Annotated in this window: 14 protein-coding genes, 4 tRNA genes and 1 riboswitch; of the genes, 10 read left to right on the forward strand and 8 right to left on the reverse strand. The window is 65.6% G+C overall.

Annotation, left to right across the window (positions count from 1 at the left end; translation table 11 throughout):
• Positions 1–26: 26 nt before the first annotated feature.
• Both msrB and IEX71_RS04505 read right to left on the reverse strand, forming a co-directional pair.
• A complete protein-coding gene (gene msrB / locus IEX71_RS04500) occupies positions 27–488 on the reverse strand; it encodes a peptide-methionine (R)-S-oxide reductase MsrB (RefSeq protein WP_188835706.1) in 462 nt (153 codons plus the stop codon).
• A 134-nt stretch (positions 489–622) separates the two neighbouring features.
• Entirely contained in the window at positions 623–3,025 is a 2,403-nt protein-coding gene (locus tag IEX71_RS04505) for a DUF8508 domain-containing protein (protein ID WP_188835707.1), read from the reverse strand.
• 162 nt (positions 3,026–3,187) lie between these two features.
• Here IEX71_RS04505 and IEX71_RS04510 point away from each other — a divergent pair, with 162 nt between their 5' ends.
• Positions 3,188–4,303 (forward strand): 5-methyltetrahydropteroyltriglutamate--homocysteine S-methyltransferase, encoded by a 1,116-nt coding sequence (locus tag IEX71_RS04510; RefSeq protein WP_188835708.1) that lies wholly within the window; start codon positions 3,188–3,190, stop codon positions 4,301–4,303.
• Between the two features lie 12 nt (positions 4,304–4,315).
• Entirely contained in the window at positions 4,316–5,392 is a 1,077-nt protein-coding gene (locus tag IEX71_RS04515) for a DNA polymerase domain-containing protein (protein ID WP_188835709.1), read from the forward strand.
• A gap of 3 nt (positions 5,393–5,395) precedes the next feature.
• Here IEX71_RS04515 and sfnG read toward each other — a convergent pair whose 3' ends face one another.
• The 3 genes from sfnG to IEX71_RS04530 form a co-directional block, all read right to left on the reverse strand.
• Entirely contained in the window at positions 5,396–6,475 is a 1,080-nt protein-coding gene (sfnG, locus tag IEX71_RS04520; RefSeq protein WP_188835710.1) for a dimethylsulfone monooxygenase SfnG, read from the reverse strand.
• Positions 6,472–6,987 carry a flavin reductase family protein gene (locus tag IEX71_RS04525; protein ID WP_188835711.1) on the reverse strand — a complete coding sequence of 172 codons (516 nt, stop codon included), beginning with the start codon at positions 6,985–6,987 and terminating at the stop codon, positions 6,472–6,474. Before IEX71_RS04525 ends, sfnG begins: the two co-directional genes overlap by 4 nt.
• Positions 6,988–6,993: 6 nt before the next feature.
• Positions 6,994–7,082, reverse strand: a riboswitch (SAM riboswitch).
• A gap of 71 nt (positions 7,083–7,153) precedes the next feature.
• Positions 7,154–8,215, reverse strand: coding sequence for an ATP-dependent DNA ligase (locus IEX71_RS04530; protein ID WP_188835712.1), 1,062 nt, complete (start codon positions 8,213–8,215; stop codon positions 7,154–7,156).
• Between the two features lie 36 nt (positions 8,216–8,251).
• Between IEX71_RS04530 and IEX71_RS04535 the strand changes: the two genes are divergently transcribed.
• Complete coding sequence (locus tag IEX71_RS04535; RefSeq protein WP_188835713.1) at positions 8,252–9,409, forward strand: DUF8805 domain-containing protein; 1,158 nt, start codon at positions 8,252–8,254, stop codon at positions 9,407–9,409.
• Positions 9,410–9,458: 49 nt separating this feature from the next.
• Complete coding sequence (locus tag IEX71_RS04540; RefSeq protein WP_188835714.1) at positions 9,459–10,346, forward strand: polyphosphate kinase 2 family protein; 888 nt, start codon at positions 9,459–9,461, stop codon at positions 10,344–10,346.
• 14 nt (positions 10,347–10,360) lie between these two features.
• Here the strand turns inward: IEX71_RS04540 and glgX are convergent, their stop codons facing one another.
• Positions 10,361–12,478: a glycogen debranching protein GlgX gene (glgX, locus tag IEX71_RS04545; RefSeq protein ID WP_188835715.1), complete on the reverse strand. Its 2,118-nt coding sequence runs from the start codon at positions 12,476–12,478 to the stop codon at positions 10,361–10,363.
• Between the two features lie 88 nt (positions 12,479–12,566).
• On the opposite strand from glgX, the gene IEX71_RS04550 reads away from it, so the two are divergent.
• From IEX71_RS04550 to IEX71_RS04570, 5 genes are all read left to right on the forward strand, one after another.
• Complete coding sequence (locus tag IEX71_RS04550; protein ID WP_188835716.1) at positions 12,567–13,673, forward strand: YihY/virulence factor BrkB family protein; 1,107 nt, start codon at positions 12,567–12,569, stop codon at positions 13,671–13,673.
• A gap of 42 nt (positions 13,674–13,715) precedes the next feature.
• Positions 13,716–13,788, forward strand: a tRNA-Gly gene (locus tag IEX71_RS04555).
• A 51-nt stretch (positions 13,789–13,839) separates the two neighbouring features.
• Positions 13,840–13,910 (forward strand) — tRNA-Cys (locus IEX71_RS04560).
• A 108-nt stretch (positions 13,911–14,018) separates the two neighbouring features.
• Positions 14,019–14,091, forward strand: a tRNA-Gly gene (locus IEX71_RS04565).
• Between the two features lie 18 nt (positions 14,092–14,109).
• Positions 14,110–14,184 (forward strand) — tRNA-Val (locus IEX71_RS04570).
• Between the two features lie 1,346 nt (positions 14,185–15,530).
• On the opposite strand, the gene IEX71_RS04575 is transcribed toward IEX71_RS04570, so the two are convergent.
• A complete protein-coding gene (locus tag IEX71_RS04575) occupies positions 15,531–15,740 on the reverse strand; it encodes a helix-turn-helix domain-containing protein (RefSeq protein ID WP_188835717.1) in 210 nt (69 codons plus the stop codon).
• 849 nt (positions 15,741–16,589) lie between these two features.
• Here IEX71_RS04575 and IEX71_RS04580 point away from each other — a divergent pair.
• The gene (locus IEX71_RS04580) at positions 16,590–16,748 is read left to right on the forward strand and encodes a hypothetical protein (RefSeq protein ID WP_188835718.1); all 159 of its coding nucleotides are present in this window, start codon (positions 16,590–16,592) and stop codon (positions 16,746–16,748) included.
• A gap of 477 nt (positions 16,749–17,225) precedes the next feature.
• Here IEX71_RS04580 and IEX71_RS04585 read toward each other — a convergent pair whose 3' ends face one another.
• Positions 17,226–18,122 carry a LysR family transcriptional regulator gene (locus IEX71_RS04585; RefSeq protein WP_188835719.1) on the reverse strand — a complete coding sequence of 299 codons (897 nt, stop codon included), beginning with the start codon at positions 18,120–18,122 and terminating at the stop codon, positions 17,226–17,228.
• Between the last annotated feature and the right edge of the window lie 92 nt (positions 18,123–18,214).

Raw genomic sequence — 18,214 nt, forward strand, 5'->3', positions numbered from 1 at the left:
GCGGCGACGGGCTCTGCGGTTACCGGTCAGTCAGTGCTGGCGGTCGGAGCGAGCTTCAGGGAGACCGAGTTGATGCAGTAGCGCTGGTCGGTGGGGGTGGGGTAGCCCTCACCCTCGAAGACGTGCCCGAGGTGGGATCCGCAACTGGCACAACGGACTTCGGTGCGCGTCATACCCATCGACGTGTCCGAGATCAGCTCGACGTTGTCGTCCTCGGACGGTGCGTAGAAGGACGGCCAGCCGCAATGGCTGTGGAACTTCGTGGTGCTGCGGAACAGCTCCGTCCCACACGCGCGACACGAGTAGACGCCCTCGGTCTCGGTGTCGGTGTATTCACCGGTGAAGGGGCGTTCGGTCGCCGCCTCGCGCAGCACGGAGTACTCGGCAGGGGACAGCTCGGCCTTCCACTCCTCGTCGGTCTTGGCCACTTTGTATGTCGACTGGTCGCTCACGGGGGCGTCCTTTCGTCGTGGAAGAAGTTTCGTCATACCGCACAACAACGCGGGTCCGCCGGACGTTCCCGAACGCTACGCGGATCAAGTAGCGACCGAGCAACGAGGGAGCGTATCGAGATCAGTGATCTCGATACGCTCCTTCGTCGCTACTCGATCAGCGAGAGGTGTCAGTGCACTGCCAGCTTCACGACCTGGGGGTCGTGGTCGGAGTCCTGGTCGTAGAACTGCGAGTTGGTGTGCACCACCTGGTAGTCGTAGTTCTTGGCCAGTGCCGGGCTCACCAGCAACTGGTCGAGCACCTGGCTGTTGCCCTGGTAGTCGTAGCTGTAGCGCTCGTTCGCCGGCAACGTGTCGATCAGGTCGGTCATCGCGGTCTTGCCCGAGCCCTTGACGATGTTCGCGGTCTTGCTGAAGTTGAAGTCGTTCAGGTCGCCGAGCACCACGATGTTGGCGTGCTTGTTCGCCGTCAACAGCTCATCGACGAAGCCACGCACCAACGTCGCCTGCGCGTGCCGCTGCACCTCGGAGGAGCGCTGCGGCGGCTGGTAGCGGCCCATGATGCCGTCGTCACCACCTTTGGAGTTGAAGTGGTTCGCGACGACGAACAGCGGCTTGCCCTGCCAGAGGAACTCGCCGACGAGCGGCTTGCGCGAGTCGTCCCACGCGGTGTTGGTGGGGTCGATCCGTCCGGGGGAGTAGTTGACCGACGCCCACGGGCCGGTGCCGGTCACCGCGACGGAGTTGGTGGACGTGCCGCCGGGCTTGTCGACGAACGTCATACCGCGATCGGTGCGGTAGAGGAACACCGAGCGGATGTTGCCGCCGGGCTGCCCGCCGTCCTCGTCATTGACGGGGTCGATCCACTTCGCCTGGTATGACGGGCCGCCCGCGGCCTTGATCGCCGCGATCAGCTTGTCGGTCGTCTGCGTGGAGTCGACCGTGCCGTCGTCGGTGGCGCCGGTGTTGTCCTGGATCTCTTCGATCGCAAGGACATCCGGCGCGGCGAGGTTGGTCGTGATCTGACCGGCGAGCCGGTCGAACTTGGTCTGCGGGTCGGACGGGGCGAGGTTCTCCACGTTGAACGTCGCGACCGACGCCTGCTTCTTCGTCGCGGGCTGCGCCACATCGCGAGTGGTGCCGCCGGACTGGTGAGTGCCGGCCCGGGTGGCCATCAGGGTGAAGTTGCCGAAGTTGTAGTCGAGCACACCGGCGGTCACACCGGCATAGCTGTCGCCGGTGTTGGCCGGTGCGATCGAGTCCTTCGGCAGCAACGCGTCGGACAGGATGAGTCGCATGGCGTTCGGTGTGTCGTAACTGCGGTAGAGCACGCCGCCGTCCGGCGTCCAGGTGACGTCCTTGGTGTTCGCCGGGACGATCGGCGTCTCGCCGTAGCTGGTCTCGGTCGGGCCGACTGCCTTCGCGTCGGTCTCCTGGATCCGCATGCCCTCCATCGACTCCCAGAAGTCGAGCGCGTTCGTCGCCGGGCCCAGCGTCAGACCGGCCGTTTCGACGTTGCCGGGGTCACCCTTCTCGACCGTCTGTGCGGGCGGGACGTGGCCGGCCGAGCCGATCTCGACCGCGGTCGGCAGCTCGTTGCCGGAGCTGTTGACCTGGATGTTCGGGCTGCCGAGCTCGGTGGTGGTGAGGTTGCCGTTGTCGACGCCGCCGGGGCGGTATTCGGTCACCTTGCCCGCGACGGTGAGGTCGTCACCGACCTTGACCATGCCGGCGCCGCCATACACGTAGAGGCCCTCGCTGGTGCGTGGGTCGTCGTCCGGCGTGGTCGACTGGATCCAGAAGCCCGCACTGCCGTTGACCGCGGTCACGACGCCACGGACGTCCTTGACCTGCTCTCCGGTGAGCGGCGATTTGAAGCTGGTGCCCTGGATCTGCTCGATCGTGGACGGGGTGCCGGTGGGCGGCGGTTGGGTGCTGCCATCCGTGCCGCAAACACCAACAGGCGCAGCGGAATTCAGCGGGTTGGGGCCGGCCGAGACGAAGTCCTTGGCGTTGTCGTCGGTGTCGAAACAGCCCTTGGTGCGGCTGTCCGCGGTCGTGTTGGACATGCCGGGCGCGGAGGAGCCCTCGACATACGACGACTCGACGGCGCCATACCCGACGGTGTCGATGGTGGTGTCGTTCTGGCGCAGGACGACGCTGCCCTTGCTCGCAGACATGTTCAGCGTGCCGCTCGCGTCCGGGGTGGGCAGCGGGCTGGCGGAGCCGGTGCCGGCGCCCTCCTGGACCAGGAAGTGCGCTCCGGGCGCGACTGAGCCGGTCAGGCTCGTCGTGCCACCACTGTTGCCGCCGGATGAGTAGTAGGTGACCGTCCAACCGGACAGGTCGATGGCGCTCGAGCCGCGGTTGTAGAGCTCGATGTAGTCGTTCTGGAATTTCGCACCGGAGTTGCCGCCGCCGCCGTAGACGGCGGAGATGACGACTGAGTTGGATGCGGCGTGGGCCGGGGTGACGGCCAGACCAGCTGTCCCGCCGACGGCGAGGGCCGACGCGGCGACGAGCGTGACGAGGCGCACGCGGGTGACGCGCGGTCGCGTGGGGAGTTGTGGCATGGAAGACCTTCCAGGGATCATGCTCGCGGCGCGTTCGCGCCGTGGGTGCTACGGACTGTAGGGACTTCCTACCCCTACCTGGGGGTTCGCGAGTGACGAACCGTTGAACTTGCTGCGCCGATCGTCTGTCGCAGGCAGCGGCGGTCATTAGGGTCGGAAGGTATGACGATCAACCCTCCTTTCCGATCTGACATCGTCGGTTCCTTCCTGCGGCCCGACGCCATCAAGCGGGCGCGTGCGGCGCACGCGGCCGGCGAGCTGTCCGACGAGGATCTGCGCGGCGTCGAGGATCAGCAGATCGCCGACCTCGTCGCCAAGGAGGCGCAGGCAGGGCTTCGCGCGGTGACCGATGGCGAGTTCCGGCGATCCTGGTGGCACTTCGACTTCCTCGGCGGGCTCGACGGTGTTTCCGTGGTCGAGCTGGACCACAGCCTGCCCTTCCAGGGCGCAACGACGAAGGCCCTCGGCGTACGCATCGAGGGCAAGCTCGGGTTCCCGAAGGACCACCCGATGCTGGAGCACTTCCGTTACCTGAAGTCGGTGGCCGAGGCGGGCGGCGTGCAGCCGAAGTTCTCCATCCCGTCACCGACGGTGCTGGACTTCCGGGTCGAGCCTGCCAACCTGGCAGCGCCCGACTACCCCGATCGCAACTCGTATGTCGACGACCTGGTGCAGACCTATCGAGACGCCATCGCTGCCTTCTACGCCGAGGGCGCCCGCTACCTGCAGCTGGACGACACCGTCTGGGCCTACCTGTGCAGCGACGACGAGCTGGAGCGCGCCCGCACCGAGCGGGAGATCGACACCGACGGCATCGGACACCGCTATCGCGACATCCTCGTGCGGGTGCTCGAGGGCAAGCCGGACGACCTCGTGGTCACCACCCACGTGTGCCGCGGCAACTTCCGGTCGACATGGATCTCCTCGGGTGGCTACGAGCCGGTCGCGCAGGATCTCTTCGCGGTGCCATATGACGGCTTCTTCCTGGAGTACGACTCCGATCGCGCGGGTGGTTTCGAGCCGCTGCGCTTCTTCCCCAAGGGGAAGCAGACCCTGGTGCTGGGGCTGATCACGTCCAAGTCGGGCGAGTTGGAGAAACCGGACGAGGTCAGGGCGCGCATCGACGAAGCCGCGAAATACGTTCCGCTGCAACAACTTGCAATCTCCACCCAGTGCGGCTTCGCGTCGACCGAGGAGGGCAACATCCTCACCGAGGACGAGCAGTGGGGCAAGGTGCGAGAGGTGGTCGAGCTGGCCACGAGTGTCTGGGACGACTGACAGACTGCCTCCATGGCCAAGACACCAGCCGCGCAGGTGACCGTCGGAGACCGAGAAGTGCGCGTCTCCAGTCCCGATCGCGTCATCTACGAGGCGACCGACCGCACACCGCAGATCAGCAAGCTCCAGGTGTGTGAGTTCTTCGCGACCGTCGGCGACGCGCTGATGCGTGCGGTCGGCGAGCGGCCCACCGCGATGGAGCGCTGGCCAGACGGTTATCGGGAGGGCATGCGCCTGTCCACGGGGTATGGCGACGACGGCGACGGCTTCTACCAGAAGCGCCTGCCGCGTGGCGCACCCGATTACGTCGAGACGGTCGGCGTGACGTTTCCCAGCGGCCGCACCGCGCAGGAGCTCTGCCCGACCGAGCCGGCGTCGCTGGTCTGGGCCGCTCACATGGGCACGCTCACCTTCCACCCGTGGCCGGTTCGGCGTCCGGACGTGGACCATCCCGACGAGTTGCGGATCGACCTCGACCCGCAGCCGGGCACCGGCTTCGCCGACGCGCAGCGGGTCGCGGACGTCGCTCGCGAGCTGCTCGAGGAGCTCGGTATGAAGGGCTATCCCAAGACCAGCGGCAACCGCGGCATACACATCTACGTGCGGATCCGGCCGCAGTGGTCTTTCGAGGAATTACGCCATGCCGCAATAGGATTCGGCCGCGAGTTGGAGCGACGCGACGGGGGCGTGACCACCAACTGGTGGAAGGAAGAGCGCGGCGAGCGCATCTTCGTCGACTTCAACCAGAACAACCGGGACCGCACAATCGCCAGCGCCTGGAGTCTGCGGGCTCGGCCGGGCGCGCGAGTCAGCACGCCGATGACCTGGCAACAACTGGCCGACGTGTCCGACCCGCGCGACTTCAACCTCGCGACAGTGCCCGACTTCCTGGCGGACGGTGACGCGTGGGCCGACCTGAACGAGACGGCATACCCGCTCGACCCGCTGCTGCAGTTGTGGGAGACGCTGCCCGGCGGCGAACTCAACTTCCCGCCGGACTATCCGAAGATGCCCGGTGAGCCGCCTCGGGTGCAGCCCAGCAAGAAGGTCGCCGAGCACTGGGACGCCGACGGCAACCGGGTCGAGTGACTTCTACGCAGACCTGCTCTCTGCTTCGGCGGCCTCCAACTCACGCACCAGCGGGATGACCTGGGTGCCGAAGCGCTCGATGTCCTCACGCACGTGCAGGAAGCCGGCCAGGATCAGGTCGACGCCGACCTTCTTGTAGTCGACGATCCGTTGCGCGACCTGCTCGGGAGTGCCGACGAGTCCGGTCTTGAAACCGTCGTTGTACTGCACCAGGTCCGTGAAGTCCGAGCCGGCCCACATGCCCTTGCCGTCGCTGGTGGACGCACCGGCGGTCTTGACCGCCTCGCCGAAGTCACGCACCTTGTCGGCGTCGGCGTTGTCGATGATGTCCTGCACGACCTGGCGTGCCTCTTCCTCGGTGTCGCGCACGACGACGAAGCCGTTCAGCCCGAACCCAGGTCGCCGGCCGTGGTCGCGGCCGTAACCCTCGACCTCCTCGACCTGCTCGGCGATCGCTTCGAGAGAGCCGCCGTTCATGAAGTACCAGTCGGACAGGCGGCCGCCCATCCTGCGCGCACTGGTGGAGTTGCCGCCCTGGAAGACCTCCGGGGGAGTCGCGGGCTGCGGACGGAAGGTCAGCTCCCGGGTCCGGTAGAAGTCACCGCGGAAGGTGAAGTCGTCGGTGCTCCAGGCACCCTTGAGCACCTCGATGAACTCCTCGGACCGGCGGTAGCGTTCCTCGTGGTCGAGCCAGAGCTCACCGAGATTGGTGAATTCCTTCTTGAACCAGCCGGACACCACGTTGAGCGCCAAGCGGTTGTTGCTCCAATCCTGGGCCGTGGCAGCGAGTTTCGCGAGCACTGCCGGCTGCCAGAACCCCGGATGGACCGCTGCGATGACCTTCAGTCGCTCGGTGTGGGCGAGTAGCAACTGGGAGAACGACGTGGACTCGTGCTGGGCGTCAGCGCCGTACGAGGCGAGGTAGCGCGCCTGGGTCAGCGCGTAGTCGAAGCCGAAGCGTTCGGCTGCCTTGGCTGCATCGATGTTGTATGCCGGGCTGTGGTCGGTGCGCTGCGGCACTTTGCTGACCACCAGACCGCCGGACACGTTGGGGACCCAATAGGCGAACTTCAGCTCGGTCATGCAGACTCCTCCTGGAGAACAAGGGATGGTGTGTGATCGAGGGCGCGGTAGGTGCCGGCGTGATGCAGCAGCGGATTGCCTTGCCCTCGTTGCTGATCGGTCACTCGCGCGGTGATGACCAGGCTGTCCCCGGCGTCGAAGGATCCGGCGACCTCGGCGGTCAACCGCACGGCGACGTCGCGCAGTCCCGGCAGCCCGTCGGGGTGCCAGTGCCAGTGGTCGCTGCTCGCGAACCTGGCTCGGCGATCTCCGGCGAACCGGCGCGCAAGGTGGTCCTGGTGGTCCGCGAGCAGATGCAAAGAGATACGACCGGTGCGCTCGATCGTCGGTCGGCTGGACGACGTCCTGCTCAGGTTGAAGGACACCAGCGGTGGCTCCACCGAGACGGAAACTACTGAGATCGCTGTGAATCCGACCGGTCGGGGACCGTCGGCGGCGCAGATCACCCAGGTGCTGAAGACTGCGTTGCGGAACGCCGCCCGCAGGTCGGGGTCAACAGCAGACTCGGACAAGATGCGCCTCCATCGATCCTGGCATGAGCACCTGCCCGGTCGGGTGGTTGCTGCGGCGTCGACGAGCCAGATCTCTCGGCCGCTCTGGATGGATATAACGCGACGTTAACGTATCCATCACATAATGAGGTAAATCGGGTCCGCGCTGTGAGACGCGGCGGTGGGTTCAGTCGACCGTCGTCAGCACGTCGTCCAGGTCGTATGCCGGAGCTCGGTCGACCTGGGACATCAGGCACGACTCGGGGTCGCGGTCGGGGCGCCAGCGCAGGAAGCCCACACCGTGGCGGAAACGGTGGCCCTCGAGCTGGTCGAACTTCACCTCGACGACGCGCTCCGGGCGCAGGCGAACGAACGAGACGTCCTTGTTGCTGCTGAACCGGGACCGGTCGGTCTCGCCGCGGACCTCGTCGCCCTCGTCGTCGCGCACGACCAGGGGCGCGAGTTCGTCGATCAGCTCCAGGCGACGCTTCGCGGTGAAGGAGACGATGCCGCCGACATTGCGCAGGTTGCCTTCGTCGTCATACAGGCCGAGCAGGAGGGAGCCGACACCGTTGCCGCTCTTGTGGATCCGGTAGCCTAGCAGCACTGCATCGGCGGTGCGGGTGTGCTTGATCTTGAGCATGCTCCGCTTGCCCGGTTGGTATGGCGACAGCTTCGCCTTCGCCACGACACCGTCGAGTCCCGCGCCCTCGAAGCGGGAGAACCAGTCCTGCGCGATCTCCGGGTCGTCGGTGACCCGCGTCAGGTGGAACGGTGCACCCACCGAGCGCAGTGCGCCTTCCAGCGCGCGACGACGCTCCGCGAACGGCCGGTCCAGCAACGACTCGCCGTCGACAACCAATGCGTCGAAGAAGATGATCTCCGCGGGAGTTTCCTCGGCAAGCTTGCGCACCCGCGATTCCGCAGGATGAATGCGCTGGCTCAGAGCCTCGAAATTCAGCCGAGCAGAACCCTTTTCACCGGCTCGCACGACGACCTCTCCGTCGAGTGCGCACTTGTCCGGTAGCTGCTCGCGGACTGCCTCGACGAGCTCCGGGAAGTAGCGGGTGAGCGGCTTCGACCCCCGCGAAGCCAGCTCCACCTCGTCGCCGTCCTTGAGCACGATGCACCGGAAACCGTCCCACTTGGGCTCGTAGGTCAGTCCGCCGTCGACACTGTCCGCGGCGGGCACGGAGGCAATGGCCTTGGCGAGCATGGGCGTGATCGGCAACTCCAGCGGCAGGTCCATCCGGCCATTGTGCCCGTCTGCTGCGACGATGGCCGCATGAACAGCAGCGTGCTTCGCCGGGCCATCGCACCGGCCGCCGGCGTGACGACCGGGGTCGGCGCCGCGGTGGGTGGTGGGACCCTCGGTGTGTCGAGCTATTTCGCCCGGCAGCTGGTCACTCCGGTGGTGCCGGTCGACGACACACCGGTTCTCGAGGTGGGCGCCCACCACGTCGCCCTCGCCGTCACCGAGGATTCGATCGCCCCGGGGCGTTACGGCATGTGGCAGAACGACCTCGAGACGCACGCGCGCCTCGGCGACGTGCTCGACATCTCCGAGGACCGAGTGACCCGTCGACTCGACGGCATCGACTTCGGTGCTCTGCGGCCGGGGAAGGCCCGCTTCGACGGCTACTACTTCTGCGGACCGCCCGCGACGTCGCTGCCGGTGGAGCTGGACGAGGTGGCACTGGAGACCTCCCTCGGTCCGATGCCGACCTGGGTCGACCGTGTCCCGGGCAGCGACCGTTGGGCGGTGCTCGTCCACGGTCGCGGCGCGCTGCGCGGTGAGACACTACGGGCCGTGCCGGTGTTGCACGAGCTCGGCATCAGCAGCCTTGTTCCCAGCTACCGCAACGACATCGGATCGCCGGCCTCGTCGGATCACCGCTATCACCTCGGGCTGAGCGAGTGGGCCGACGTGGAGGCTGCCGTTCTGTATGCCGCCTCGGCCGGCGCCCGTGAGGTGCAGCTCTTCGGCTGGTCGATGGGTGCTGCTGTCGTCCTGCAGTTCCTGGACCGGTCGTGGCTGGCCGAGCTCGTAGACCGCGTCGTGTTCGACTCGCCCGTGGTGTCGTGGGGGCCGGTGCTCGACTTCCACGCGGGGGAGCACCGGTTACCTCGCCTGATCTCACGGGTGGGTGCCCGGCTGTTGCGCAGCCGGTTGCACGGTCAGGCCGCGGGCCTGGGCGAGCCGATCGACATCCGCCTCACCGACTGGGTCCGTCGCGCGGACGAGCTGTCCAGGCCGATGCTGCTGATCCATTCTGCGGTGGACGAATTCGTGCCGTATGCGCCGACGGCGGCGTTGGCGGCAGCCCGCCCGGACCTGGTGCAACTGGAGACCTGGGACGTGGCGCGTCACTGTCGTGAGTGGAATGTCGATCCCGACCGCTGGGAGCGACTGGTCGCCGAATTCTGTTCTGCTCGAGGCTGACAGGCGCTCGTCCGGCCTCGAGCCGTCGCGACGTGTGCGACGATGTGGCATGGCCAAGAAGAACGCGAAGAAGTCGAAGAAGAAGGACGCGAAGAGGGCGTCGGACGACTCGATCAGCAGTGCGCTGCGGGTTACGCCGGGCTTTCAGCTCAGCGACCTGGATCCGACTGCCACGCCTGCCTTTTCGGGCAAGAAGCAGGACGCCGCCGAGGCCATGGAGTCGACGCGGGCCGAGATCGACGATCTGCAGGAGCGCCTCTACGCGGGCGGACGCGACGGCGACGGTCCCGCGATCCTGCTCGTGGTTCAGGGAATGGACACGTCCGGCAAGGGCGGCATCATGCGGCACGTCGTAGGCGCGGTGGACCCGCAGGGTGTGAAGTTGCACGCGTTCAAGGCACCCACCGCGGAGGAGCGGCGTCATCCGTTCCTGTGGCGCATCCGCCGGGAACTGCCCGAACCGGGTTACATCGGCGTCTTCGATCGCTCGCACTACGAGGACGTGCTGGTCGTGCGCGTCCATGACCTCGTGCCGCCGTCGACCTGGGGCCGACGCTACGGCCAGATCAACACCTTCGAACGCAGTGCGAACGACAAGGGCATCCACCTCATCAAGGTGATGCTGCACATCTCCGCGGACGAGCAGAAGGCACGGCTCGCCGAGCGCCTCGAACGACCCGACAAGTACTGGAAGTTCAACCCGGGCGACATCGACGAGCGTGAGCACTGGGACCACTACCAGGAGGCCTACCAGGCCGTGCTCGACAAGACGTCGACCGATGAGAACCCTTGGTATGTCGTGCCGGCCGACCGCAAGTGGTACGCGCGTCTCGCGGTGCAGCAACTGCTGCTCGACAAGCTGCGCGAGCTCGACCCGGGATGGCCCGACGCCGACTTCGACGTCGCCGAGCAGAAGAGGCGGCTGGCTGCGACCTGAGGTGGCACTGCCGCTCAGTCGGTGACTTCTGCCTGCAGCAGCACCATCGACCGGCTGGGGACGTCGAGCACCGCGCCGGGGTTGTAGGTCGAGTCCGAAGGCAGCTCGTCCTCGGCCGTGTTGAGGGCGATCTGCCACTTCCCGTCATACAGGTCGATGGGCACAGTGAACTCCACCGACTCGGAGTGGCCGTTGAAGAGCAGCAGGAAGTGGTCGTCGACGACCTCGCGGCCGCGTTCGTCCGGCGCGCTGATCGCCTGCCCGTTGAGGAAGACCATCAGCGTGCGCGCGTAGCCGTTGCGCCAGTCCAGCTCGTTCATCTCGGTGCCGCTGGGTGCGTACCACTCGATGTCGCCCTGGTCGCTCGCTCCACCGTGGTGGGCGTCGCCTTCGAAGAAGCGGCGCCGGCGGAATGTCGGGTGCTCGCTGCGTAGCGCGATCACCGCGCGGGTGAAGTCGAGCAGTGACTGCTCGTCGTCGTCGAGTTCCCAGTCCAGCCAGGAGATCTCGTTGTCCTGGCAGTAGGTGTTGTTGTTGCCGCTCTGGGTCCGGCCGAGCTCGTCACCGTGTGCGAGCATCGGAACGCCCTGACTGAGCAGCAGGGTGGCGATGAAGTTGCGCTGCTGACGCAGTCGCAGCCGGTTGATGCCCTCGTCGTCGGTCGGGCCTTCCACCCCGCAGTTCCAGGACCGGTTGTGGCTCTCGCCGTCGTTGTTGTCCTCCCCATTGGCCTCGTTGTGCTTGTCGTTGTAGGACACGAGGTCGCGAAGGGTGAAGCCGTCGTGGGCCGTGACGAAGTTGATCGACGCGATCGGCCGGCGGCCGGAGTGCGCATAGAGATCACTGGACCCACTCAGCCGGGACGCGAATTCGGCGAGTGCCTCCGCCTCGCCCCGCCAGAAGTCGCGCACCGCGTCGCGGTATTTGCCGTTCCACTCGGTCCACAGGGGTGGGAAGTTGCCCACCTGATAGCCGCCGTCGCCCAGGTCCCAGGGCTCGGCGATCAGCTTCACCTGGGAGATCACCGGGTCCTGATGGATGATGTCGAAGAACGCCGACAGCTTGTCGACCTCGTGGAACTGCCGCGCCAGCGTCGCGGCCAGGTCGAAGCGGAAACCGTCGACGTGCATCTCCTCCACCCAGTAGCGCAGTGAGTCCATGATCAGCTGCAGCACATGAGGACTGCGCATCAACAGGCTGTTGCCCGTGCCGGTCGTGTCGTAGTAGTGCGTCTTGTCGTCGTCGACGAGGCGGTAGTACGCGGAGTTGTCGATGCCCCGGAAGGCGATCGTCGGCCCGAGCTCGCTGCCCTCGGCGGTGTGGTTGTAGACCACGTCGAGGATGACCTCGATGTCCGCCTCGTGTAGTGCCTTGACCATCGCCTTGAACTCGCTGACCTGCTGGCCGTCGGTCCCCGTGGCGGCATATTCGTTGTGCGGCGCGAGGAAACCGATCGTGTTGTAGCCCCAGTAGTTGCGCAGACCCTTGTCGACCAGGTTGCTGTCCTGCACGAACTGGTGCACCGGTAGCAGTTCGACCGCGGTCACCCCGAGATCCGTGAGGTGGTCGATGATCGCGGGGTGCGCGAGCGCGGCATACGTGCCACGGATCTCCTCCGGGACGTCCGGGTGGGTCATCGTCAGGCCCTTGACGTGGGTCTCGTAGATGACGCTGTCGTGGTATTCGTGCCGCGGCGGCCGGTCGTGGCCCCAGTCGAAGAACGGGTTAACCACCACGGACAGCATCGTGTGGCCGAGGGAGTCGTCCTCGTTGTAGGCGGCGGGGTCCTCGAAACGGTAACTGAAGAGCGACTCGTCACCGTCGAGCTGGCCGTCGAACGCCTTGGCATAGGGATCCAGCAGCAGCTTGGCCGGATTGCACCGCTCGCCCTCGTCCGGATTGTGCGGGCCGTACACGCGGTAGCCGTAGCGCTGTCCGTCCTGTATGCCGGGCAGATATCCGTGCCAGACATGGCCGTCGACCTCCGTCAGCGCCACGCGTGTCTCCTCGCCGGTCTCACCGACCAGGCACAGTTCGACGCCGTCCGCGATTTCGGAGAAGAGCGCGAAGTTGACGCCCGAGCCGTCATACGTGGCGCCAAGGGGGTAGGGCTTGCCCGGCCAAATTTCCATAAAGGGCATTGTGGTCCACGGGATTCCGGTCCGACCCGGCTACCTTGGGTCAAGTGACCGGTGAGACCGCGCGGCCAGGGATGTGCCGATGGGTGTGAAGAGCACTTTGCGACACGAATTGTCCCGGGTCCCAGGCCTGTTGGGGCTGGCGCGGTTGGCCGCCGGGACGTTCCGGGTCTGCATGAAGCACCGGGTCACCGGTCTGGCGGCGGAAGCCGGCTTCTTCGCACTGCTGTCGTTACCGCCGCTGATCTTCGGGTTGCTGGGCGCAGTCGGTTACCTCGGCCACTGGCTCGGACCGGACATCGTCGGCCAGGTCACGGCCAACATCGAGCACTACGCGTCAGGATTCCTGACCGAGCAGAGTCTGCGAGACGTGATCATGCCGACCGTGAACTCGGCGCTCAGCGCTGGTCGGCCGGATGTCGTCTCGGTGGGTTTCCTGCTCTCACTGTGGTCCGGGTCACGCGCGCTGAACGTCATGCTCGACACCGTGTCGATCATGTACGGACACGGCGGGCATCGTGGGATCGTCCAGGCGCGGATGCTGAGCCTTTCGCTCTATTTCGGCGGGTTGATCTTCGGCGCGATCGTGGTGCCGCTGATCGTGATCGGTCCGGACATCCTCAGTGGGTGGCTGCCTCCGGGTCTGCGCTTCCTGATGGTCTTCTACTGGCCACTGGTCGGCGGACTGACGATCCTCACTCTCGCGACCTTCTTCCACATCGCGACACCGGGCAGGTTGCCGTGGTTGCGACATCTGCCGGGCGGAGTGCTGACCCTGGCGATCTGGGTGGTGGCGTCGATGATGTTGCGCTGGTTCCTCGGCCGGTCGGTGGGGGACCACAGCGCGAGCATCTACGGCCCGCTCGCAGCAGCGATCGTGGTGATGACCTGGCTGTACTTCCTCGGGATCGCGGTGCTGATCGGTGCAGCGCTGAATTCCGCGTCCGTGCGACTGTGGCGTGCACCGGAGCGCACCCCGGTGCACGAGCGCGCCATCGAGTGGATCGGCGACGGAGTGACCCGGTTGCGGGAGCAGACGGTCGAGACCGAAACGGGCCGCCTGAAACTGCCGGTCACCCGCGTGGAGAGCGCCGAGCGACGCAGGTCCCGCGCCATACCGGAACCGGTCTTGGCGGAGGACGCCACACCGGACGAACCCCGTTTGGATTCCCGGCGCGCGATCGGCTAATGTTTCGGCTCGTGCACGACGCGGTTTCGCGTCAGGCAGCAGGCGGACATAGCTCAGTTGGTAGAGCGCAACCTTGCCAAGGTTGAGGTCGCCGGTTCGAGCCCGGTTGTCCGCTCTGGTTCACGGTTCTCGAGCCTCCTCGTGAGGCTCGAGACCGGGGACACGCGGTGGAGTGGCCGAGAGGCGAGGCAACGGCCTGCAAAGCCGTCTACACGGGTTCAAATCCCGTCTCCACCTCGTTACCTGGACTGCTGAAACGTTCCGAGAGGCCCGTTTTGGAGGTTGGGCAGGGTGTCGGATAGAGTTCTTATCCGTTGCCCTGACTGACGAAGTCGAGGTTGACAGGCGGACATAGCTCAGTTGGTAGAGCGCAACCTTGCCAAGGTTGAGGTCGCCGGTTCGAGCCCGGTTGTCCGCTCTGCAGTACATATCGCTAGGACGATTGGCGCAGCGGTAGCGCGCTTCCCTGACACGGAAGAGGTCACTGGTTCGATCCCAGTATCGTCCACCAGCACGAAACAGCCTCTGACCTGCGGTAACGCGAGGTCAGGGGCTGTTTGTATAGCTGTCGAGGTCACCCACGGGGTCACTGGCGGCGGTGAGGTCACGTGGCGGCCCGCGGCCGATTACAGGGCAGCCCTTCGCCGTAGCTTGCGCAGGAAGCACCACGAAGACGCCGCACTGCGTTGGCCCGCAGCCCGCGAGCTGATGACGACAACGAGAGAGGCAGCACACTACGGCGATTCGTATGAACTCGCGCCGGCGGAGACTTCGGGACGGGGTCGCCCAAGTTGACCGTCAGCTCGGTTGCGAGTCCCGGGGGTGACACGAGTTCCGGGCGGGAGAACGCCGCCGTACGCGCGGACGTTACGCGGCTCCGAACGTCTCTCGCGGTCGCACACACGCTTTGTCTAGCTTAAAACGCGGGGTCGACGTCGAGTACGTCACGGCGTCGAACTGAGAGCGCCTGGCAGGCACAAACCTGCCCGCCATCGCATACCGGTCTGGCGATATTGGGTACGTCACCTTTCGCTCCCGTGTGGCCGGCCCTGCGGCGGCCATGCAGCACCAAGCGTCCCTGCCGGTGTGTGTGAGTCGAAACTTGACTCCGGGAAACCAGATCATGGTGGTTACCGACGGCTTCGCACTTAAGAGCGTGGTCAGGAGCCGATGCCTACATGTACATCCTGCGTCGCGCGGGTGACGTAGCTGCGGCGCATATCTTTGACCTCGCTGGCGACCACGCTTGTGTCCTCGTACTGACTCATCGTCAGGTTCTGCGCCGAGATCGACCGATTCGACCGCGTGTCGTTTGTTCGCGGATGCGAGCTAGTGGGCGTTACGTTCTCGGCGAGTACCGGCAATGTGCGACGTGGTCGGCGCCAGGTCTAGATCTGGTCTAGACCTGCTTGGCTTTGTAGGTGAGACCTGAGAGCGTTTGCCGATGAGTTTCGACAGCACCTGGGTATGTCGCCGATTGGATGTCAGTGGGCGGCTCCCGCTGACCAGGTGTTCCCCCCGCAAGCTCAGAGCAAGGTGACCGGCGAGGACTGTTTCGAGATGTGCACCGCGCGTGCCGTAGGACGTCCCTGTCCCGGTTGCGGCAGCCGGACAACTCCCACGGGACGACGAACGTCAGCTCGCATCTGGATGGAGCTGTGACCTGCGGCGTCACCGGTGATGGATCGTCAAACGGTGATGACCCAGGATCAATCTTGCCGACAGCTGCGGTGGCGCGGACACTGGCCGCCATCTCGTGGCTCGGTCACAGGTGCTGCCGAAACTTATCTACATTTGCACGCCGACCCGGGGGTGCACTGCTCTCAGAACTGACCGGCAAACGCTCTCGGGGCTCACCTACAAAGCCACCTGCTGAACTGTTGGGACGAGGTGCATCAATCGGTCGACGTCAGCTGGGTCGACGCGGAGAACTCGTGGGCCGCTGTGGTACGCGGGGAGTTGGCCCGCGGCGATTCGTCGGCGGAGCGTCCGAGTGCTCAGGCCCGTGCGCTCTGCAGCTTCGGCGAGTGACTCGTACTGGCGGCGTGCAGTGGGATGCGTTGACATGGTGGTTTCCCCTTCCAAGCATCTGAAGGTCGAGTTGTGCCTCTCGTGCTCATGACAGCGTCAGGCGACACCATCGTGGCGACGCTTACGCGTTCGAGAAGTTCTGCGCGCAGTGCGAGATCGCTTCGGACCGAGTGAGGACGCTCCTCACCGCGGGCCGGCCTAGAACTGGCGCCTCGATGCCGTCAGAAGGTTCGTTCGTTTTCTTCCACTGGATGAAGGGTCTCCGCAGGAAATTCTGCGCGTGGCGTCCGTCGACTGTCTCGTGGTGGGCGCTACCACAGCAGGATCAGGTTGCCGAAGGCGCGCCGTTGGTGGTTGGTCATGTCCGGTTCCTAGGGGGCCGACCCGGGACTGGCACCACGGATGTGGGCGATATCTTCCGTTACCCCGACCATCGCGCATCTTTCCCTTCATGGGTCATTCGGTGCTGGATGCGGACAACGGACCGCTGGTCCGTGGACGCTGCCATGATCGCCTCGGCCGGTCCAGCGCAGCTCGGCGTTGAGTGGAAGCACGAGGCCGTGCAACTGGCCACCAGCATGCGCGACCCCACCGGCCGCTGGGTCTGGCACGTGCGCGCCAGCGACCTACATCAGCCTCTTCTACCTGCAGACGCCGAAGTCGCTCGGGGACCCCGAGCTTCGCCACCGGCTGCGACCATCGCCCAGCTACTTCGAGCGACCTGCGCGACTGGACCGAACACGGCACGGTGCTGGCGCCCGGTGGTCATTGCGCTCTTGACGCGACGGCGACGTGGACCGGGTCCGTTGTCAGCGGGAGAGGGCGGATCGTAGTGTTCTACGCCGCACCAGGGTTCTCGCAGAGGGCGAAGTCGCCAATGTCGAAGTGATCACGGCGCAGGTGACGGACGACTTGTTCACCTGGCGGAAAGAGCCGTCGATCGAGATCCGTGCCGACGCCCGCTGGCACGAGAAGCTCGGTGACTCCGACTGGCCGGTGGAAGTCCGGTGTGACCCCTGGGTCTACCACGACGGCGACATCTGACACATTTTCATCACCGCGCGCCAAGACCGGTGAACTCTTCGATCGAGGAGTCGTTGGCCGTGCGACCTCCACTGGTCGGTTCGGCCGCCGCTGACATCACCCGGTGCGCGGTTCGGAAACTGGAGGTGCTCCAGCGCATCGTCCTGGACAGGCAGGAATTCGTCATGTTCTCGGCCCATGTCGCGACACTCACAGCATGTCGGACGCAGGGCGGCGGAGGGAAGTCCGGCACCTGGATCGCCCCGGCAGATCGGGACATCCGCATCAATGTAGCGGTCAACCCAATCGGACCCGGGCTCTACAGCGGCCGAGTCGTCGATCTCGATGGCGTCGAAGTCCTATTGGCGTTCCGCAGGATCCACGACAGTGGGGAATTCGCGGGCGGCGTTATCGATGCGATCCTGTCACCGCACCAGGAGGACATACCGGCAGCCCGCCGACCGTGGAAGCCTCATTCCATCCGACGCTCAATGATGGTCAAGCGGGCCCGGTGGTCGGGTCGTAACGTTCGATGCAGAACTCGGCGATCCGGTCCACCAGCGCAGCGATCGTTTCGGCTGCGTGGTGGCGGCGATCCCACGCTGCGTAGAGCCGGAGGGTGACCGGACCGTGTAGGCCTGCGATCGGCCGGGCGACCAACTCGAAGCGTGTATCGTCGGAGACCACGGCAACCCCACGGCCGGCCGCCGAAAGGGCCTGTGCAACTTGGGCATTCGTGCATTCGATGAAGTCCGAGTATGCGATCTCGACCGACTCCATGGCTTGGTTCAGGAGTGTGCGCGGTCGAAAGTCCTCGGTCAGGAGCACAAGCGTGCGCTCTGCGAGTGTCTTAAGATCCACAGACTCGTGCGTTGCGAGTGGATCCTGGGACGGCACTTGTGCCCATATCGGTAGTGCCGCGATTTGCCGCGAGGCGAGACTGCGTGGTGGTGGCCTGTGCACGATGGCGAGGTCTGCGCCATCAGCGATCGCGGCTGTTGCGCCTCGGGGGTCGAGGGAGCGCAGCATCGGAACAGGATCTGTGGAGTCGAGTGTTGCGATAAACGGCGCGATGACGTCCGTGAGCGTGGTCGCCGGAACGGCGAGATGAAGGTCTTGGAGCCTTCCAGAAGCCAGTGATGCGGCGCTGCTATCGAGCCGGTCTGCCTGCTGAAGCAACTGGCGAACGCCGAACAGGTAGGTCTCGCCGGCATGCGTCAGTCGGAACCTGCGGCCGTCTCGAGTGAATAGGCGTAGCCCGATTTCCTTCTGTAGCAGTTGGAGCTGCCGGGATAGTACGGGCTGGGTGACGTGCAGGAGTCGCGCAGCCTGGGTGGCCGAGCCGGCATCCACGGTTGCGACGAAGTAACGAAGGCGGCGCAGCTCAGGTGTCACGGGACTGTCCGTGTTCTTTCATGTCCATGGGGCATGAGAATAGTGCCATATAGGCGTTGGACAGCATCGATCACTTTTCACATAGTTGACGT

Origin of the sequence: Flexivirga endophytica, from assembly GCF_014640635.1 — a bacterium.
GTDB classification, from domain to species: domain Bacteria; phylum Actinomycetota; class Actinomycetes; order Actinomycetales; family Dermatophilaceae; genus Flexivirga; species Flexivirga endophytica.

Excerpts from the sequence above, each read along its gene's own strand:
- msrB (WP_188835706.1), bottom strand. The coding sequence starts at position 488 with ATGACGAAACTTCTTCCACGACGAAAGGACGCCCCCGTGAGCGACCAG.
- IEX71_RS04505 (WP_188835707.1), bottom strand. The coding sequence starts at position 3,025 with ATGCCACAACTCCCCACGCGACCGCGCGTCACCCGCGTGCGCCTCGTC.
- IEX71_RS04510 (WP_188835708.1), top strand. The coding sequence starts at position 3,188 with ATGACGATCAACCCTCCTTTCCGATCTGACATCGTCGGTTCCTTCCTG.
- IEX71_RS04515 (WP_188835709.1), top strand. The coding sequence starts at position 4,316 with ATGGCCAAGACACCAGCCGCGCAGGTGACCGTCGGAGACCGAGAAGTG.
- sfnG (WP_188835710.1), bottom strand. The coding sequence starts at position 6,475 with ATGACCGAGCTGAAGTTCGCCTATTGGGTCCCCAACGTGTCCGGCGGT.
- IEX71_RS04530 (WP_188835712.1), bottom strand. The coding sequence starts at position 8,215 with ATGGACCTGCCGCTGGAGTTGCCGATCACGCCCATGCTCGCCAAGGCC.
- IEX71_RS04535 (WP_188835713.1), top strand. The coding sequence starts at position 8,252 with ATGAACAGCAGCGTGCTTCGCCGGGCCATCGCACCGGCCGCCGGCGTG.
- IEX71_RS04540 (WP_188835714.1), top strand. The coding sequence starts at position 9,459 with ATGGCCAAGAAGAACGCGAAGAAGTCGAAGAAGAAGGACGCGAAGAGG.
- glgX (WP_188835715.1), bottom strand. The coding sequence starts at position 12,478 with ATGGAAATTTGGCCGGGCAAGCCCTACCCCCTTGGCGCCACGTATGAC.
- IEX71_RS04550 (WP_188835716.1), top strand. The coding sequence starts at position 12,567 with ATGGGTGTGAAGAGCACTTTGCGACACGAATTGTCCCGGGTCCCAGGC.
- IEX71_RS04575 (WP_188835717.1), bottom strand. The coding sequence starts at position 15,740 with ATGTCAACGCATCCCACTGCACGCCGCCAGTACGAGTCACTCGCCGAA.